The organism is Sphingomonas sp. BLHR8 (genome assembly GCF_056821725.1).
In genome coordinates this window covers 1,566,157-1,582,273 of sequence record NZ_JBPDIM010000001.1, presented here as the reverse complement: position 1 = coordinate 1,582,273, position 16,117 = coordinate 1,566,157, and the positions used below count along the sequence as shown (strand labels likewise).

The following is a 16,117-nucleotide window of genomic DNA, read 5'->3' as shown; positions in this document are numbered from 1 at the left end:
TATCTGCGACCCGCAAAGCGGACGCCGCATTCCGGCCGGGGGGCTGGCGCTAGCATCTGTGACGCTGCGGGACGCCGTTGCGCCCGATATAGCCGGGCAGCCACGCCACGAACGCGCTCTGGAGCGCCGGCACCGTCGTTGGCAGCCGCTTGGCCGCTCCGTTGGCGGCGAGCCATGCCTCGAACGTGCCGCCGCTTGCGATCGCCTGCGCGATGCTTGCGAGAGCGCGTTCGGTCGCCGCCGCGGCGGCCTCGACCAGCCGCGGCGCCTGCGCAGCGTCTGCTTCCTCTGTGAGCACCAATCCCCCGGCGGTCGCGGTGCAGCGCGCGTCGGGCGCGACAGCGCGGACACTCTCACATGTGAGTGAAGCTTGCGCAGCGAGCGCGGCGATCAAAGCGAGCATGGTGAACCTCCCCCTGGAGATATCGATCCCCAGACTGGCCCGATCGGCTGAACCGCCGCTGAAGCGCGTCGTGGCTATGCCGGGCGCTTGAGGCCTGCCCGGAACCCCACCCCGCTCCGCCGGTTCTTGCCCCGGGGAGAGCTCGCCTTCGCGAGCGTGGATCTTCGAGGGAGATATTCATGAACATCCGTCTGTTCGCGGCGACTTCGCTCGCCGCCGCGTCGCTTGGCCTGGCAGGCTGCGCAACGCTTGAGGAAGCGGCGGTTGAGGCCGTATCGGAGACGAGCCGCGCGACGCTGACCGCCGCGCAGCTGGTTGGCACGCGGGGCGATCCCGACGGATCGGCGCGCGCCGAACTGTCGGTCGCGAACGAACTCGACAGCATCTGCTACGACCTCAACGACGTGCAGGGTCTGAGCCAGATCACCGCTGTCACGATCCATCGCGGCACCGTTGGCCGAACGGGCCCGGTCGTGCTGCGCGCGCAAGCGGCGAATGAAGGCGGTTGGCGCCGCTGCGTGCAGCGCGCGGAGTGGCTGGAGGCGGGCTTCGAACGCTCGCCGGGCGCCTACTATATCCAGGTCGCGACGACCGAATATCCCAACGGCGCGATCCGCGGTCAGTTCGTCCGCAACTGATCGGACGGAGTTCCGCAAGAAGGGGCCGGGGAGCGATCTCCGGCCCTTTTTTGCGTCCGCGTCCCATCTTTACCCGCCGCCTCCGGTACGACGAATGCGCCATGGCGATCATCCTCCATGGCATCTCCAATTGCGAGCAATCCGTAACACTTGTAGATGGAAAAGCGTGCTAACCAGCCGCTGTTGGCGAACTTCGGTGGCAGGACGAATGTCCGATTTTGAGTGGAAAGCGGACATTGACTAGGCGCGGTCGAGCGCCGATCCCACATCGGCGCTTCGCGTGCTCCTGCCTTTGCCCCTCCTTTTCTCGCTTGGTAAGGACCCCGAGCGATCACGTCGATTCCGAGAGTCTCTCATGCCAGCGATCAAGGACGGGTGGTCAGAAACGAGCTCGCTTCCCATCATGCCGAATGGCGCTATCTCGCTTACTTCGGATTTGGTTCGAATGCCGCAGGGCTACATCGTGAAGCCCGGTTCGGCCGCAAAATACGACGCTCCAGCCGGTAGCGAAGGCCTGCTGTGGGGTCGTCAGCTGAACGGCAGCTTTTTCCCAAATTGACGGAATTGCTTCCGTAATTCCGTTGCACACCCAAGCGAACTCAGAACAGTCCGAAAATGAAGCAAAGAAAGTCAGTGTCCAAAATCTATCTATACGGTCTTGCAAATTGCGACACGGTGAAGAAGGCCCGCGCTTGGCTTGGCGCGCGGGACATCGGCTACGCCTTCCATGACTATAAGAAGTCCGGGGTCGATGTGGCCGCACTTCGCCGTTGGGTGGGGGAGGTGGGGTGGGAGGCGCTGCTCAATCGTCGCGGGACGACCTTTCGCAAACTGGCATCCGCGTTGACGGCGGACTTGGACGAACTCCGCGCCATGGACCTCATGGTGTCACACCCATCGGCCATCCGCCGCCCCGTGGTGGAGGGTGCGGGTGCGCTGCTCGTCGGGTTCGATGAGGCCGCGTGGACGCAGGCGTTCGAAGGATGAGGGGAGCGACATGCTGCACAATGCTCTGGCTTGGCTGGCAGTGGCGATGAGCAGTACGGCGGTCACTCCGGCTTCCGCTGTATCGCAGCCCATCGTGATCGCGCATCGCGGGGCCAGCGGGGAGCGGCCGGAGCATACGCTCGCCGCCTATGACCGTGCGATCGATCAGGGCGCGGACGTCATCGAACCCGACCTCGTCCTCACCAAGGATGGCGTGCTGGTGGCGCGGCACGAGAACGAGATTTCGGGCACGACCGACGTCGCCGACCACCCGGAGTTCGCCGCGCGGCGAGCGACCAAGACGATCGACGGCGCGACCGTCACCGGCTGGTTCACCGAGGATTTCACGCTCGCCGAACTGCGCACGTTGCGGGCGCGGGAACGCCTCCCGCAGCTGCGTCCCGCCAATGCGCGTTTCGACGGCCTCCACCCGATCCCGACGTTCGACGAGATCCTGCAGCTCGCTGCGGCGCGCTCGGTGGAAACGGGGCGCAGCGTCGGCGTCTATCCCGAAACCAAGCATCCCAGCTATTTCGCGAGCATCGGTCTTAGCCACGATGCGCCGCTGATCGCCGCGCTCGAGCGCCACGGCCTCAACCGCGCGGGCGCGCCGGTGTATGTGCAGAGCTTCGAGGTGGGTAACCTCCAGCGACTGCGCCCCCGCCTCCACGTCACGCTGATCCAGCTGATCGCCGCCGAGGGCGGCCCTGCCGACCGCCCCGGCATGGCCTATGCGGACATGCTGACGCCCACTGGACTGCGCGCGATTGCGAGCTACGCCGACGGCATCGGCCCGGACAAACGGCTTGTGCTGGCGCCGGATACGCTCGCTTCGACCAGCGTCGTCGCCGCCGCGCATGGCGCAGGGCTGAAGGTGCATCCCTGGACGTTGCGCGCGGAGAATTATTTCCTGCCACCGCGTTTCCGACGCGGGGACGACCCACGCCAGCATGGCGATCTTGCCGGCGAGATCGACGCGCTGCTGGCGGAGGGAGTCGACGGAATGTTCAGCGACTTCCCGGCGGTCGCGGTCGAGCGGGTGCGCGCGCGGCGTCGCTGACCCTTCCAGCCGGGACGCCATTGCGCTCCGGTGCGGCGGAGTTACACCCGCTCCCCATGTCCACGACTTTCACGCTCGACACCTCGACCAGCCGCGCCAACCCGACCCCGGCGCCGATGAAGCGGCTGACCGTGCCCGCCATCCAGCGGCGCAAGGTCGACGGCGCGACGGCGGAGCCGCTGGTGATGCTGACCGCCTACACCGCGCGCATGGCGCAGCTGCTCGACCCGCACTGCGACCTGCTGCTGGTCGGCGATTCGCTGGGGCAGGTGATCTACGGCCTCCCGTCGACGGTGCCGGTCACGATCGAGATGATGTGCGCCCACGGCGCGGCGGTCGTGCGCGGCAGCTATCACAGCGTCGTCGTCATCGACATGCCGTTCGGCGCCTATGAAGCCTCGCCCGAGCGCGCGTTCGAGAGCGCGGCGCGCATCCTCAAGGAAACCGGCGCGGCGGCGGTGAAGCTCGAAGGGGGCGAGGCGATGGCTGACACGGTCGCGTTTCTCACCCGGCGGGGCATCCCGGTGATGGGCCATGTCGGTCTGACGCCGCAGGCAGTCAATGCGCTCGGCGGCTATGGCGCGCGCGGCAAGAGCCAGGCCGAGCATGACAAGATCCTGCGCGATGCCCGCGCGGTGGCGGATGCGGGCGCGTTCGCGGTGGTGGCGGAGGGGGTGCTCGAACCGATCGCGGAGGCGATGACGGACGCGCTCACCGTGCCGGTGATCGGCATCGGCGCATCGGCACGCTGCGACGGACAGGTGCTGGTCACGGAAGACATGCTCGGCCTGTTCGAGCGCGTGCCGCGCTTCGTCAAACGCTATGGCGATCTGGCGGTGACCGTGTCGGATACCGCCGCGCGCTATGCCGAGGAGGTGCGCGCACGCAGCTTTCCGACCGCGGATCAGGTCTATCCGGCGCCAGCCAGCGGCGGTTCAGCCTGATCGCGACAGGGCGGGCCGGGGCGGCGGGCTTTCCCCCCGGCGCGCGCGCGGCTAAGGGACCGCGGCGCGGTGGCGGACGATCGATCGGCACCTGACGACGAGGTTTGAAGAACATGGCTTTGCCCCCTGCCGAGAACAGCGCGATCTTGCGTGAGGTGGACGAAGCCGTCCGCGCCGATGTCGCGCGCGACGTTGCTCAGCGCCATGGCCGCACCATCGTCGCGGTCGCGCTGGCCGGATTGCTCGCGTTCGGCGGCTGGATGCTATGGGACCACCGGCAGGAGACGCGCGCCGCGGAGCAGGGTGCCGCCTTCAATGCGGCGCTCGACAAGGCGCCGGGCGGGCGGGCGGCGCTCGATAAGGCGATGGCGCCGATCGCTCGCGACGGCACGCCGGCCTACCGTGCGCTGGCGCGCATGACGCAGGGCAGCGCGGCCGCAGGCGCGGGCGACCAGGCGGCGGCGGCGCGGACCTTTGCCGCGATCGCTGGCGACACGGCACTGCCCGACGATCTGCGCAGCGTCGCGTTGCTGCGGCAGACGATCGCCGATTTCGACACGACTCCGCCGGATGCGATCATCGCGCGGCTCGCGCCGATGGTGGCCGCAGAGGGGCCGGGCTGGGCCACTGCTGCTGAACTGACCGCCATTGCCGAGCTGAAGCGCGGCAAGCGCGACGCTGCGGCGGCGCTGTTCCGTCGTATCGCCGCCTCACCGCAGGCGAGCGAGGCGCTGAAGACTCGCGCCAACCAGATGGCAAGCTCGCTCGCCGCAACGGCGGTCCCTGGCGCGCCGGCTGCGACGGCGGCCCGGCCTGCCACCCCCGCGCCTCCCACCTCCACCCCATCTACCCCCGCGGCGTCCCCGGCCACGACCAGCAGCAGGACCAAGTGACGATGGCTCGAGCCAAGATTTCGCAGCTTCCTCTCGTCGCCCTCGTTGGCGCGGCGCTGGCGCTGGGCGGGTGCAATGTTTTCAAGGGGCGCGGCGCCCCGACGACGCCGACCGTCGGCACGCGCGTGCCGATCCTTTCCAACCGCAGCGCGCTCGAGGTCGACGCGGCAACCGCGGCGCAGGCGATGATCCTGCCCCCCGCCACCGTCAACGCCGACTGGGCGCAGTCGGGCGGTAGCGCCACCAAATCGGGCGGCCACCTCGCGCTCGGTGAACAGCTGGGCCAGGCATGGACCGCGCAGATTGCGGGCGGCACCAACCGCGCGCGGCTTGCGGCGCCGCCGGTTGTCGCGGGCGGCACGCTCTACGTCGTCGACACCAACGCCCGCGTCGTCGCCTTCGACGCGGCGACCGGCGCGCGTCGCTGGGAGGTGGAAATCAGTCCCGAGGCTGGGCGCAACGCCGCGGCGCGCTTTGGCGGGGGCGTCAGCGTCGATGGCACGACGGTCTATGCCGTGTCCGGCCTGGGCGATGTGGTGGCGCTCGATGCCGCGAGCGGCGGCAAGCGCTGGTCGAAGCGGCCCGCCGGACCTTTGCGCGGCGCGCCCACGGTGGCGTTCGGCTCGGTCTATGTCATCACGCAGGACAATCAGCTGGTCGCGCTGTCGCAGACTGATGGCGCGACGCAGTGGCAGGTGGCGGGCGCCGTCACCCCCGGCACGGTGTTCGGTGCGGCGTCGCCGGCCGCGGGGCAGGGGACTGTCGTCGCCGGCTACAGCTCGGGCGAGCTCAACGCCTATCGCTACGAAAACGGTCGCCCGCTGTGGGCCGATGCGCTGGCGCTGACCGCGATCGCGGTGTCGGTGTCGACACTGTCCGACGTCGATGCCGACCCGGTGATCGACAATGGTCGCGTATTTGCGATCGGCCAGGGCGGGCGCATGGCGAGCTACGAGCTCGTCACCGGCCAGCGCATCTGGGAGCTTTCGATCGGCGGCATTTCGACGCCGTGGGTGGCGGGCGACTGGATCTGGGCGGTGACCGGCGATGCCAAGCTTTACGCCGTGTCGCGCGCGACCGGACGCGTGCGCTGGGTGTCGGAATTGCCGCGCTGGCGCGATGCGGAGGACCGCAAGGGCGCGATCCGCTGGACCGGACCGGTGCTCGCGGGCAACCGCCTGATCCTCGTGTCGACCGACGGCCGCATGGCGCAGGTCGATCCCGCCAGCGGTGCGGTCAGTTCGATGACGCCGGTCGGCGGCGGTTCGCGACTGACCCCCGTGGTGGCGAATTCGACGCTGTATTTGCTGGACGAGGCGGGCCGCCTGACGGCCTGGCGCTGATGGCGGCGGCGCGCCGACGGCGGCGTTCCGCGAGCGACGCGGAACGGCCGCGGCGCACCGTCGCCATCGTCGGCCGACCCAATGTCGGCAAATCCACACTGTTCAACCGGCTGGTCGGCAAACGGCTGGCGCTGGTCGACGACCGCCCCGGCGTCACCCGCGATCGCCGCGAAGGCGACGCGCATCTGCTCGGGCTCGACTTCAAGGTGATCGACACTGCGGGGTTCGAGGATGAAGATCCCGACACCCTCCCCGGTCGCATGCGCGCCCAGACCGCCGCGGCGGTGGAGGAGGCGGACGTCGCGCTGTTTCTGGTCGATGCGCGCGCGGGGATCACGCCGCTCGATGCCGAAATCGCCCGCTGGCTGCGCGACAGCGACACGCCGATCATCATCGTCGCCAACAAGGCGGAGGGCCGCGAGGGCGCGGCCGGCGTGAGCGAAGCCTGGTCGCTCGGCCTCGGCGAGCCGTTCGGAATCAGCGCCGAACATGGCGAGGGCGTGGTCGACCTGTTCGACGCGCTGCGCCCGCATATCGAGGTGGAGGAGGACCTCGACGAGCCGGAATCCGAGGTCGAGACCGCGGACGACGCCGACACGACGGACGCGGCAATGGTCGACGGTGACGAGGAAGCGGTCGAGGACGAACCCGACGACGGCATCCTCAAACTCGCCGTCGTGGGTCGCCCGAACGCCGGCAAATCGACGCTGATCAACCGGCTGCTGGGCCAGGACCGGCTGATCACCGGGCCCGAAGCGGGGATTACGCGCGATTCGATTGCGATCGACTGGCAGTGGCAGGACCGCGACGGCGCCGCGCGACCGGTGCGGCTGATCGACACCGCGGGCATGCGCAAGAAGGCGAAGGTGCAGGACAAGCTCGAGAAGCTGTCCGTGGCCGACGCGCTGCATTCCGTCGCCTTTGCCGAAGTGGTCGTGCTGTTGCTCGACGCGACGCTAGGGCTGGAGGCGCAGGACCTGCGAATCGCCGACCGCGTGTTGGAAGAAGGGCGCGCGCTGGTGATCGCGCTCAACAAATGGGACATGGTGGAGGAGGGCTCGTCGCTTTACCAGGGCGTGCGCGGCGCGCTCGACGACGGCCTCGCGCAGGCGAAGGGTGTGCCGCTGCTGACCGTGTCGGCGGAAACAGGGAAGGGGCTCGACGCGCTGATCGGCGCGGCCTTCCAGACCCGCGCGCTGTGGTCGAAGCGCGTCTCTACCGGCGAGCTCAACCGCTGGTTCGCGCGCGCGGTTGCCGCCAATCAGCCGCCGGCGGTGAAGGGCGCGCGGATCAAGCTGCGCTTCGTGACGCAGGCGCGCACGCGGCCGCCGAGCTTCGTGCTGTTCGGCAGTCGCGTCGATCTGCTGCCCGAAAGCTATCGCCGCTATCTCATCAACGGGCTGCGCAGCGCGTTCGGCTTTGCCGGCGTGCCCGTCCGGCTCACCCTGCGCGCGCCGAAGAACCCCTATGGCGAGGCCAGCCGCAAGTCGGCGGCGGTGACGACGCATCGTGCCGTAGCGCGCGGGCCCGGTGCGCCCGGCTCACCCCGCCCGAGACGGGGCCCAGCCGGAGCCGCTAGCGCCGGCGAACGTCCGCGGCGGCCGGCGGCTCCCGGGCGGGGCGGGCCGCCCGGGCGCCCCCCACGCAGACCGACCGGCCGCTAACCACATTTTCACGATCGCGCGCGTAGCAGCGCCGGAGGGGACCAAGCCGGCGGGGCCAGACGCGGCACGGTCGGCGACGGTGCGAAGGCCGCGAGATGAACGATACCCAAGATCCGCCGGTCAACTGGGCCATGTTTCAGCAGACGCGCAACCAGCTTGGCCCGAACTTCATGCGCGTGCTCGGCTATTTCAGGGAAGATGGTGACGCGGCCATCGCGCGCATCGAAACGGCGATGCGCGCTGGCAATCCTGCGCCGATGGTCCTTCCCGCACACACGCTGAAGACCGAAGCGCGCCAGTTCGGGGGCGAAGCGCTCGGCGCGCTGGCCGAGGAAATCGAGATGTTCGCGCGCGACTGCGTCGAGGCGCGGGAGAGCCCGGCCGACTATGTTCACCGCGTGGTCAAGCTGCGCCCGATGTTCGAGGCGCTGCTCGCCGAGATCGACGCGGAAACCAATCCGCTGCAGCGCCGCAAGCCGGTGTTCGGCCGCCGCGCCGGCTGACTCCGCCGCGGCTCAGCGTCGCAGCGGCACCCGGCGCCCGCGCGCCAGCATCCGCCACAGCCACTCGAACGGGCCATAGTTGAAGCGGTCGAGCCACGGTTTCGACCACAGCAGCATCAGCGCGCAGATAGCCAGCGCGAGCAGCAGCGCCTGCGCCCGCGACAGACTGCCAAACAGGCCGGCCCCCCAGCCCCCCATCAGCGGCAGCATGATCAGCGATGTGCCGAGATAGTTGCTGAACGCGGCGCGTCCCGTAGCGGCGACGCGGCTCACCGCCACCCCGCCCCCGCGCGACCAGCGCGCGGCGAGCAGCGCGTAACCCATCGCGGTGAGGAGGTCGAACGGAACGCTCCACGCGATCGACGCCAGCATGACGCGCATCGGTTCGGGCCCGCCGTCCGTCCATTGCCAGGCGAGGAGCAGCGCATTGCCCGCGAGCCCGACCCCCAGCGTCTGCGCGAGCGCGCGCCGCTCGTCCTGTTGACTCCACCGACCACGCCAAAGTCCACTGCGGTAAAGCGCCATGCCGACCCACATCATCGCCAGTGTTTCCGGCCCGCCGGTGACGAGGCTGCCGATCGGCCAATCGCTGGAATCGGCGATGCGCCAGCGCAGGCCGTCGGCGAAGCTTCCCAGCATAGCCGCTCGCTCGGCAGTCGCGGCTTGGTCGGAAGCGGCGAGCGACCGCAGGAAGGCAGTCGCATCGTAGTTGGGGACGAACCACATCGCGGGACCGATCATCACGACCGACAGAATGAGCAGGGTGGCGCCGGCTGCGGCGAGCTTGCGCGCCGGCCAGTGCGCGACGAACGGAAGCGTCAACCCAAGCAGCGCGTAAAGCGACAGGATATCGCCCACCCAGATCAGATATTGGTGCACCGCGCCGAACAGCAGCAGCGTGACCATGCGCTGCCAGTGCGTCCAGCGCGCCGCGACCGGCCCGGCGCGCTCCATCACCAGCAGCGCCGACGCCCCGAACAGCATCGTGAACAACGCGCGCATCTTGGAATCGATGAACAGATATTGCAGCGCCCACAGGAGGTCGTCGCCCACCCCGCGCGGCGACCATGCGGTGGGCCAGAGATAGGCATTCTCCGGCTGCGCGAAACGCCCTGCGTTCATCAGCAGGATGCCCATCACCGCCAGCCCGCGGGTCACGTCGAGGCTGGCGATGCGCGTCGTCACCGCTTGAGCGCCACCGTCAGCCCCGCCGCGACGAGCAGCGATCCGGCGACGGACAGCACGCTCCACTGATAGCCTTCGAACAGCGTCGACAGCGCCATCGCCACCACCGGCACCAGCGCGCTCGACCAGGCGGCGGGGCCGGGGCCGACCGCGCGAATGACGCCGAGGTAGAGCGGGAAGGCGAGCACGCTGCCGCCGAGCGCAAGATACACCAGCCCCGCGCCATAGCCTGGGCGCGGATCGAACACCGGCGGTCCGGCGGTCGTCCATGCCAGCCCGACGTCGGCGAGCGCGCCCAGTGCCATGGCGATGCCGAGCAGCGCGAACGGCCCCTGCCGCCGGGCAAGCGCGGTGGCTTGCGCCACGTTGGCGACCGACGCGGCGAGCACGCCGCCGAGGACCAGCGCTGATCCGAGCGCCACCTCCCACGCCGAGCCGGTCACCCCGCGCGCCTCATGTGCCAGCAGCAGCGCCGCCCCGGCGACCGCGATGGCGCCTCCGCCAAGGAAGCGGCGCTCGATCGCTACGCCCAGCCACAGCCGCGCCAGCACCGCGTTGGGCACGAACAACAGCCCGAAAATCACCGCGACCAGCCCACTCGTGATATAATGTTCCGAGCGGTAGACGAGGTTGAAATTGAGGCAGAACAGGCTGACACCGATCAGCGCAGCGAGGGCGAGGCTGCGCCCGCCCTCCAGCCGCTCGCGCCGGACCAATGCGATGACCAGCATCACCGCGCTCGCCAGAATGAAGCGATAGGCGACAGACCAGCTCGGCGGTACACCGTTTAGCTGGTCGCGGATGACGATCCAGGTCGAACCCCAGATCAGCGTCACGATGATGAAGGGGATCAGCACCCCCGGTTCTGTAAGGCGGCGGGCGGCGCTCACAATGCGGCGATGGCCTTGGCCAGTGGCGCCACGTCCGCGGCCGTGTGCTGCCAGCTCGTCACCAGCCGCGCCGCGCCCGCCCCCCAGTCGTAGAAGTCGTAGCCGAGGTCGCGCAGTGCCGCGGCTTCGTCAGCGGATAGGCGGAGGAACAGCTCGTTGGCCTCGACCGGATACATCGCCCGCGCGCCTGCGGCGTCGCCGAGCGTCGCCGCCGCGGCGTTGGCGGCGCGGGCGTTGTCGAGCCACAACCCTCCTTCGACCATCGCGATCAGTTGCGCAGCGAGGAAGCGACCCTTGCTCTGAAGGTGACCCGAGCGTTTGCGCAATTCGTGAACCCCCGGCGGCGCGTCACCGAAGAACAGCAGCGCTTCCGCATTCATCGCGCCGTTTTTGACGCAGCCGAACGACAGCGCATCGACCCCCGCGCGCCACGTCACGTCCGCGGGCGAGGCCCCGGTGAAGGCTACCGCATTGGCGAAGCGTGCGCCGTCCATGTGCAGCTTGAGGGCGTGGCGATTCGCCGCGTCGCCGACGGCTGCGACCTCGTCCGCGCGCCAGCTGAGGCCATATTCGCTGGCGTTGGTGATGCTGACCATCGCCGGCTGCACTTGATGAACGTCGCGGCGGATGCGCGCCACCGCCTCGTCGATCGCGGCGGCGTCGATTTTGGCGCCTTCGCCGTCGAGCAGCATCAGCTTCGCCCCGCCCGAGAACATCGCCGGCGCGCCGCATTCATCGACCTCGATATGCGCCTCGCGGTGGCAGAGGATGCCCTGCCACGGCCGCGTCCAAGCGGCGACGGCGAGGCTGTTGGCGGCGGTCCCCGTCGCCACCCACAGCGCCGTCACCCGCGTCTCGAACAAGTCGGAAAACAGCCCGTCCAACTGCTGCGACCAAGCATCGCCGTCATAGGCCGTGTCGACCTGATTGGCACGGGCGAGCGCCTCCATCACCTGCGGATGCACAGGCGCGGCATTGTCGGAGAAAAAGCGGATCGGGGCGGGGCTGCTCATCGCTCGCGCCCATGCCCGCGACCCGCCGCGCTGTCGACCCGTCAGGGCACCAGCAGCGTGAGGATAAAGGTCGCGAACAGCGCGAGGTGGACCGCGCCCTGCATGATCGTCGTCTGCCCGCGCGACAGCGTCTGCGTCGTCACCAGCAGCGTCAGCACCAGCAGCACGATCGACTTTGCATCGACGCCGAGTTCGAGCTGCCAGCCCATCACGATCGCCAGCACCGCGACGGTCGGGATGGTGAGGCCGATGGTCGCCAGCGCGGAGCCGAGCGCAAGGTTGAGGCTCGTCTGCAGCCGGTTGCGCCGCGCGTTGCGCACTGCGGCAATCCCCTCCGGCAACAGCACCAGCCCGGCGATGACGACGCCGACCACCGCGCGCGGCAGCCCCGCAGCGGCGACTGCACCTTCGATCACCGGCGACAATGCCTTCGCCAGCAGAACCACCGCGACCAGGCACAGGAACAGCAGGCCGAGGCTGTTGAGCGCCTTGCGTCGGCTGACCAGAAAATGTCCGTCAGCGGGATCGACCCCCTCCGCCTTGTCCGGATCGTCGAGGAAATATTCCCGGTGGCGCACGGTCTGGACGAACACGAAGGTGACATACAGCACCAGCGACACCGCCCCGGCAAAGCCCAGCTGGACGGCCGAAAGGCGCGGCCCGCTGGCGCTGATCAGGTAATTGGGCAGGATCAGCGTGCTCACCGCGAGCACGGTCAGCGTCGGCACGGCTGCGGCGACACCGCTGCGCTTGAAAGCCTGCACATGGTGCTGCGCGCCGCCGACGAGCAGGCACGCGCCGATCACCGCGCCGAGAATGATCATAATCGCCGCCATGACCGTATCGCGCGGCAGCGCCATCGCGCCCGCGCCCCCGGCTTGCATGATGCTGACCATCAGCCCGACCTCGATCACCGTCACCGCGACCGCCAGCACCAGCGTCCCAAAGGGTTCGCCGACGCGCAGGGCGACCACCTCGGCATGATGCACTGCCGCTAGCACCGCGCCGATCAAGGCGACCCCTCCGATCGTAAGCGCCAGTCCGCTCGCCGGCGCCAGCATCGTGATCAGCCAGGCAATGCCGGCGACGACCGGGATGATCGTCCAGCGGTCGAACATCCAATCGCGGCGGGGAACGGCCTTTTTGGAGAGCGGGTCAGTGTTCGCTGTCATTGGCCTGCACAGAGCACATTGCCGCCTGTCGAGAAAGCGCCAGTGCGCGTACGTGCCCTCCTGACGGCCTTCACCGTTTCGCAATGATCGGCGCGTTACAGCCTGCGACGTGAAGCGCGCCATCATCTCGCGCGCGTCATTGTGGACCAGGGATGACGCACCGCTGCCGCTGCGCGACGAGTTGCTCGTGGCGCGGATCGGAGCCGTGCGGGGACGCATCCCGATCCTCTACGCCCTCATCCTCGTCAACATGGCTGCGCTTTCATTGACCTATCGCGGGCATGCGCACCCTTGGCTGACCGAAGGCGTGCCGATCGTCGCCGCTGCTGCCGTTGCTTGGCGCGCCTGGTTCTGGCACCGTCTGAAGATCGACGAAGCGCCGCTCGCACGGTTGCGTCAAGCCGAACGGCAACTGGGCCCGACGAGCGCCGTCCTCTCCGTCGTCATCGCCACCTGGGCGCTTCTGCTTTATCATTTCGGTGAGCCGATGCTCAGCGGAAAGATTACCGCAGCCGGCCACGTTGTCCTGTTCGTCGGCGTCACGAGCGTCAGCTGCATCCTGCTGCTCATGCATGTCGCGCGCACCGCCCAAAACATCGCCCTCTGCGCGTCGGTGCCCTTTTCCCTATACCTCATGCTGACGGGGGGAACGATCGAGATCGTGGTGGGGGTCAACTTCCTCATTCTGGGCATGGCGTCGAACTGGGTGTTGAAGCGCTTTTCCGACGAATTCACGCAATATATCGAAGTGCGTGTCCGCCTGCGCGAACTGTCGCGTGAACAGCATGCGCTCGCCCACACGGATCCGGTGACCGGACTCGCCAATCGACGGCAGTTCTTCACCTGTGCCGGCCGAAATCTAGGCGACAGCGTTTTGCTGATCGATCTCGACGGTTTCAAGCAGATCAACGATGTCTATGGCCACCCCGCGGGCGACCACTTGCTGACAGCGATCGGCGCGCGATTGCGCAAATTGGTCCCCTTCGCGCACTGCGTGGCGCGGCTCGGCGGGGACGAATTCGCATTGCTGTTGCCCGATCAGGCTGGTCCGGCTGAGGCAAGGGCGCTGGCCGATCGCTGCGTCGCGCTCTGTGCTCTGCCAGTCCAGTGGAGTGGCGTGGCGATCCGGGTGGATGCGTCGGCAGGTCTGTACTGTCCTGGCCCCGAGTGCGTGGATTTCGAGGCCGCTTATGCGCGCGCGGACTATGCGCTGTACCAGGCGAAGAAGGGGGGCGGAGGCCGCGCCATCCTGTTTACTGACGATCACGAGGTCGGGATGCAGCGCGGTGTGGCGCTCGAACAGGCCCTGCGTGAAGCGGACTATCCGGCCGAAATCCACATCGCCCTCCAGCCGATCGTGACCGCGCGAACAGGCGACGTGGTTTGGCACGAAGCGTTGGTGCGCTGGGTCAGCCCGCGGCTCGGCGCAGTGAGTGCGGGCGAGGCGGTCGAGCTCGCCGAGCGCACCGGGCTGATCGAACATGTCACGCGCGCCGTGTTCGCCCGCACTCTGGCGGCGATGAAACGGCATCCGGCACTCAACGTGTCGATCAATCTGTCGGCATGCGACATCGCCAGTCGAACGCAGATGCAGCGGCTGTTGTTGGCGGTGCGCACCAGCGGGGTCGATCCCCGCAGGATCATGCTTGAAATTACCGAAACCGCGCTGCTCGCCGATGTTGACGTCGTCGCGCAGGCGTTGGCGCCGATGCGCGAGATGGGCGTGCTGATCGCGCTCGACGATTTCGGCACGGGCTACTCAAGCCTCGCTTACGTCCACCGCATCGCGCCCGACGCGCTCAAAATCGACTCAAGCTTCGTCGCGCGCGCGCACGACGATCCGTTGTCGCTCGGACTGCTGCAGACGATGATCGACCTCGGTCGCAGGATTGGGGCGGTGGTGGTGGCGGAGGGCGTCGAACGCGCGTCGCAGGCGGACCTTTTGCGCAGCCTCGGCGTCGACAAGCTTCAGGGCTACTGGGTCGGCCGTCCGCAGCCAGAGGCGATGATCGACCTGTCGTTTGCCGATCGACGTCGCGTCGGCTGATGGGGCGGGCCCCTCGGGTCAGCCTTGGGCGAGGGCGTTGATGGTGAAGGCGACGACACCGATGTTGAACAGAAATGCCGCCATCGAGTGAATCAGCGTTGTCCGCCGCATCTTGCGCGACGTAACCTCTGTGTCCGACGTCTGAAACGTCATGCCGATGGTAAAGGCGTAATAGGCAAAATCGGCATAGTCCGGGGTGTCGCATTCGGGGATGTCGAGGCCCCTGGCGTCCTCACCCTCGTCGCCGCGCCCGTAGTAAATATGCGCATAATGGATGGCGAAGACGAGGTTCGAGAACAGCCACGCGAGCAGAAGCGTTGCGATGACCAGCACCTTGTCCCAGACGGTGGGCTCGCCTGACATTTCCACCCCGATTGCCACCAGCACAATGGCCAGCGTGACGATCGTGATACCGAGTGCGAGCGGGCGACCGGCATCGTTGCGCTGGGCGTCGCGGCGCATCTCGTCCGCCTCGTCGTAAAACAGTGGCCACGTCGACAAGATGAACGCCAGCGCCGCAACGTCGTAGCCGGCCAGAGCCGCCGTGCCGGGCTCTACCCCGAACAGGATCAACGCCGGGATCGCCAGCGTCAGGACAAGGAACATGCCGAAGCGCCAAGGAAGAAAGCGGCTCGACGTATCTTGCTGCTGCGGCTTGTCAGCCATCGAGCCGATCCTCCGCCTGGCCGAGGCCAAGTCCGAGCCCGGCGCCGCCGACCATCATGCCCGCGCCGCCGCCGGCCATCGCCCCGCCGCCGCCACCACCGCCACGACCGCCGCCACCGCGCTCACCGCCGCCGCCGCCGCCGCGCCCGCCGCCGGGCGCGGGGCGGGTCGGGCCTTGCTGCGGAATGGCGATGTCGTCGGGCACCGGGTCGAGGTCGAGCGCGTCGCGGATGAACGCTCGCAGCGATGCGACCAGCGCCTGCGTCGGCACCGGCTCCCCTGCGGCGAGCTTGGCGGCGGCGTCGGCGGCGAGCCGCACCTGTTCCTCGGTGCCCAGAAGGATGATGTCCGACAGCGCGCTCTCAACGGCATCGCGGATGCGCCGTGCGCGGTCGCTCTGCTCGCCGCCCTCCGCGCGGGTGAGGTCGATCACCGCTTCATCGCCCTGCGCTGGCGCTGCCCGCCGCAGGTCGCGCAGGTGGCGCGGATCGACCATCAGGTCGCCGGTAAAGCTGCCACCCAGCGTCTTGTAGGCGGCAATCAGCGTGCGCAGCCGCTCGTTGATCTGGCGGTTGGTCCGCTCGCGCCGCTGCTGCACGGTCATCATCACCAGCAGCCGCACGCCAACGCCCAGCAGCGTGATGACGAGAAAGGTCGCGAGCGTCGTCAGCAGCCCCTGCCACGTGCTGAAGTCGATCCCGCGCATCAT

The 16,117-nt window shown here is 68.6% G+C and carries 17 protein-coding genes; 10 read left to right on the top strand and 7 right to left on the bottom strand.

Annotated features, from left to right (window positions below):
- Positions 1 to 49 precede the first annotated feature (49 nt).
- Complete coding sequence (locus tag ACRYJK_RS07880; RefSeq protein WP_482666977.1) at positions 50 to 403, bottom strand: hypothetical protein; 354 nt, start codon at positions 401 to 403, stop codon at positions 50 to 52.
- Between the two features lie 179 nt (positions 404 to 582).
- Here ACRYJK_RS07880 and ACRYJK_RS07875 point away from each other — a divergent pair, with 179 nt between their 5' ends.
- From ACRYJK_RS07875 to ACRYJK_RS07835, 9 genes are all read left to right on the top strand, one after another.
- Positions 583 to 1,041: a CHRD domain-containing protein gene (locus tag ACRYJK_RS07875; RefSeq protein ID WP_482666976.1), complete on the top strand. Its 459-nt coding sequence runs from the start codon at positions 583 to 585 to the stop codon at positions 1,039 to 1,041.
- 355 nt (positions 1,042 to 1,396) lie between these two features.
- Entirely contained in the window at positions 1,397 to 1,600 is a 204-nt protein-coding gene (locus tag ACRYJK_RS07870) for a hypothetical protein (protein WP_482666975.1), read from the top strand.
- 74 nt (positions 1,601 to 1,674) lie between these two features.
- Positions 1,675 to 2,028: an arsenate reductase gene (locus tag ACRYJK_RS07865; protein WP_482666974.1), complete on the top strand. Its 354-nt coding sequence runs from the start codon at positions 1,675 to 1,677 to the stop codon at positions 2,026 to 2,028.
- Between the two features lie 10 nt (positions 2,029 to 2,038).
- Complete coding sequence (locus ACRYJK_RS07860; RefSeq protein WP_482666973.1) at positions 2,039 to 3,088, top strand: glycerophosphodiester phosphodiesterase; 1,050 nt, start codon at positions 2,039 to 2,041, stop codon at positions 3,086 to 3,088.
- Between the two features lie 56 nt (positions 3,089 to 3,144).
- Positions 3,145 to 4,032, top strand: coding sequence for a 3-methyl-2-oxobutanoate hydroxymethyltransferase (gene panB, locus ACRYJK_RS07855; RefSeq protein WP_482666972.1), 888 nt, complete (start codon positions 3,145 to 3,147; stop codon positions 4,030 to 4,032).
- Positions 4,033 to 4,145: 113 nt separating this feature from the next.
- Complete coding sequence (locus ACRYJK_RS07850) at positions 4,146 to 4,925, top strand: tetratricopeptide repeat protein (RefSeq protein WP_482666971.1); 780 nt, start codon at positions 4,146 to 4,148, stop codon at positions 4,923 to 4,925.
- Between the two features lie 2 nt (positions 4,926 to 4,927).
- Positions 4,928 to 6,268, top strand: a complete 1,341-nt coding sequence (locus ACRYJK_RS07845; protein ID WP_482666970.1) for an outer membrane protein assembly factor BamB family protein — start codon at positions 4,928 to 4,930, stop codon at positions 6,266 to 6,268.
- A complete protein-coding gene (gene der, locus ACRYJK_RS07840) occupies positions 6,268 to 7,932 on the top strand; it encodes a ribosome biogenesis GTPase Der (RefSeq protein WP_482666969.1) in 1,665 nt (554 codons plus the stop codon). The genes ACRYJK_RS07845 and der overlap by 1 nt, the downstream gene beginning before the upstream one ends.
- Before the next feature lie 95 nt (positions 7,933 to 8,027).
- Complete coding sequence (locus ACRYJK_RS07835) at positions 8,028 to 8,435, top strand: Hpt domain-containing protein (protein ID WP_482666968.1); 408 nt, start codon at positions 8,028 to 8,030, stop codon at positions 8,433 to 8,435.
- Positions 8,436 to 8,447: 12 nt separating this feature from the next.
- On the opposite strand, the gene ACRYJK_RS07830 is transcribed toward ACRYJK_RS07835, so the two are convergent.
- The 4 genes from ACRYJK_RS07830 to ACRYJK_RS07815 are packed head-to-tail and all read right to left on the bottom strand — an operon-like array spanning position 8,448 to position 12,695.
- Positions 8,448 to 9,620, bottom strand: a complete 1,173-nt coding sequence (locus ACRYJK_RS07830) for a DUF418 domain-containing protein (protein WP_482666967.1) — start codon at positions 9,618 to 9,620, stop codon at positions 8,448 to 8,450.
- A complete protein-coding gene (locus ACRYJK_RS07825) occupies positions 9,617 to 10,510 on the bottom strand; it encodes a DMT family transporter (protein ID WP_482666966.1) in 894 nt (297 codons plus the stop codon). The genes ACRYJK_RS07830 and ACRYJK_RS07825 overlap by 4 nt, the downstream gene beginning before the upstream one ends.
- The gene (locus ACRYJK_RS07820; protein ID WP_482667422.1) at positions 10,507 to 11,505 is read right to left on the bottom strand and encodes a threonine aldolase family protein; all 999 of its coding nucleotides are present in this window, start codon (positions 11,503 to 11,505) and stop codon (positions 10,507 to 10,509) included. Before ACRYJK_RS07820 ends, ACRYJK_RS07825 begins: the two co-directional genes overlap by 4 nt.
- 59 nt (positions 11,506 to 11,564) lie before the next feature.
- The gene (locus ACRYJK_RS07815) at positions 11,565 to 12,695 is read right to left on the bottom strand and encodes a calcium:cation antiporter (protein ID WP_482666965.1); all 1,131 of its coding nucleotides are present in this window, start codon (positions 12,693 to 12,695) and stop codon (positions 11,565 to 11,567) included.
- 109 nt (positions 12,696 to 12,804) lie between these two features.
- On the opposite strand from ACRYJK_RS07815, the gene ACRYJK_RS07810 reads away from it, so the two are divergent.
- Positions 12,805 to 14,742, top strand: coding sequence for a putative bifunctional diguanylate cyclase/phosphodiesterase (locus tag ACRYJK_RS07810; RefSeq protein ID WP_482666964.1), 1,938 nt, complete (start codon positions 12,805 to 12,807; stop codon positions 14,740 to 14,742).
- A gap of 18 nt (positions 14,743 to 14,760) precedes the next feature.
- Here ACRYJK_RS07810 and ACRYJK_RS07805 read toward each other — a convergent pair whose 3' ends face one another.
- Together ACRYJK_RS07805 and ACRYJK_RS07800 are read right to left on the bottom strand one after the other, a co-directional pair.
- Entirely contained in the window at positions 14,761 to 15,408 is a 648-nt protein-coding gene (locus ACRYJK_RS07805; RefSeq protein WP_482666963.1) for a DUF1345 domain-containing protein, read from the bottom strand.
- Positions 15,401 to 16,117 carry a hypothetical protein gene (locus ACRYJK_RS07800; protein WP_482666962.1) on the bottom strand — a complete coding sequence of 239 codons (717 nt, stop codon included), beginning with the start codon at positions 16,115 to 16,117 and terminating at the stop codon, positions 15,401 to 15,403. The genes ACRYJK_RS07805 and ACRYJK_RS07800 overlap by 8 nt, the downstream gene beginning before the upstream one ends.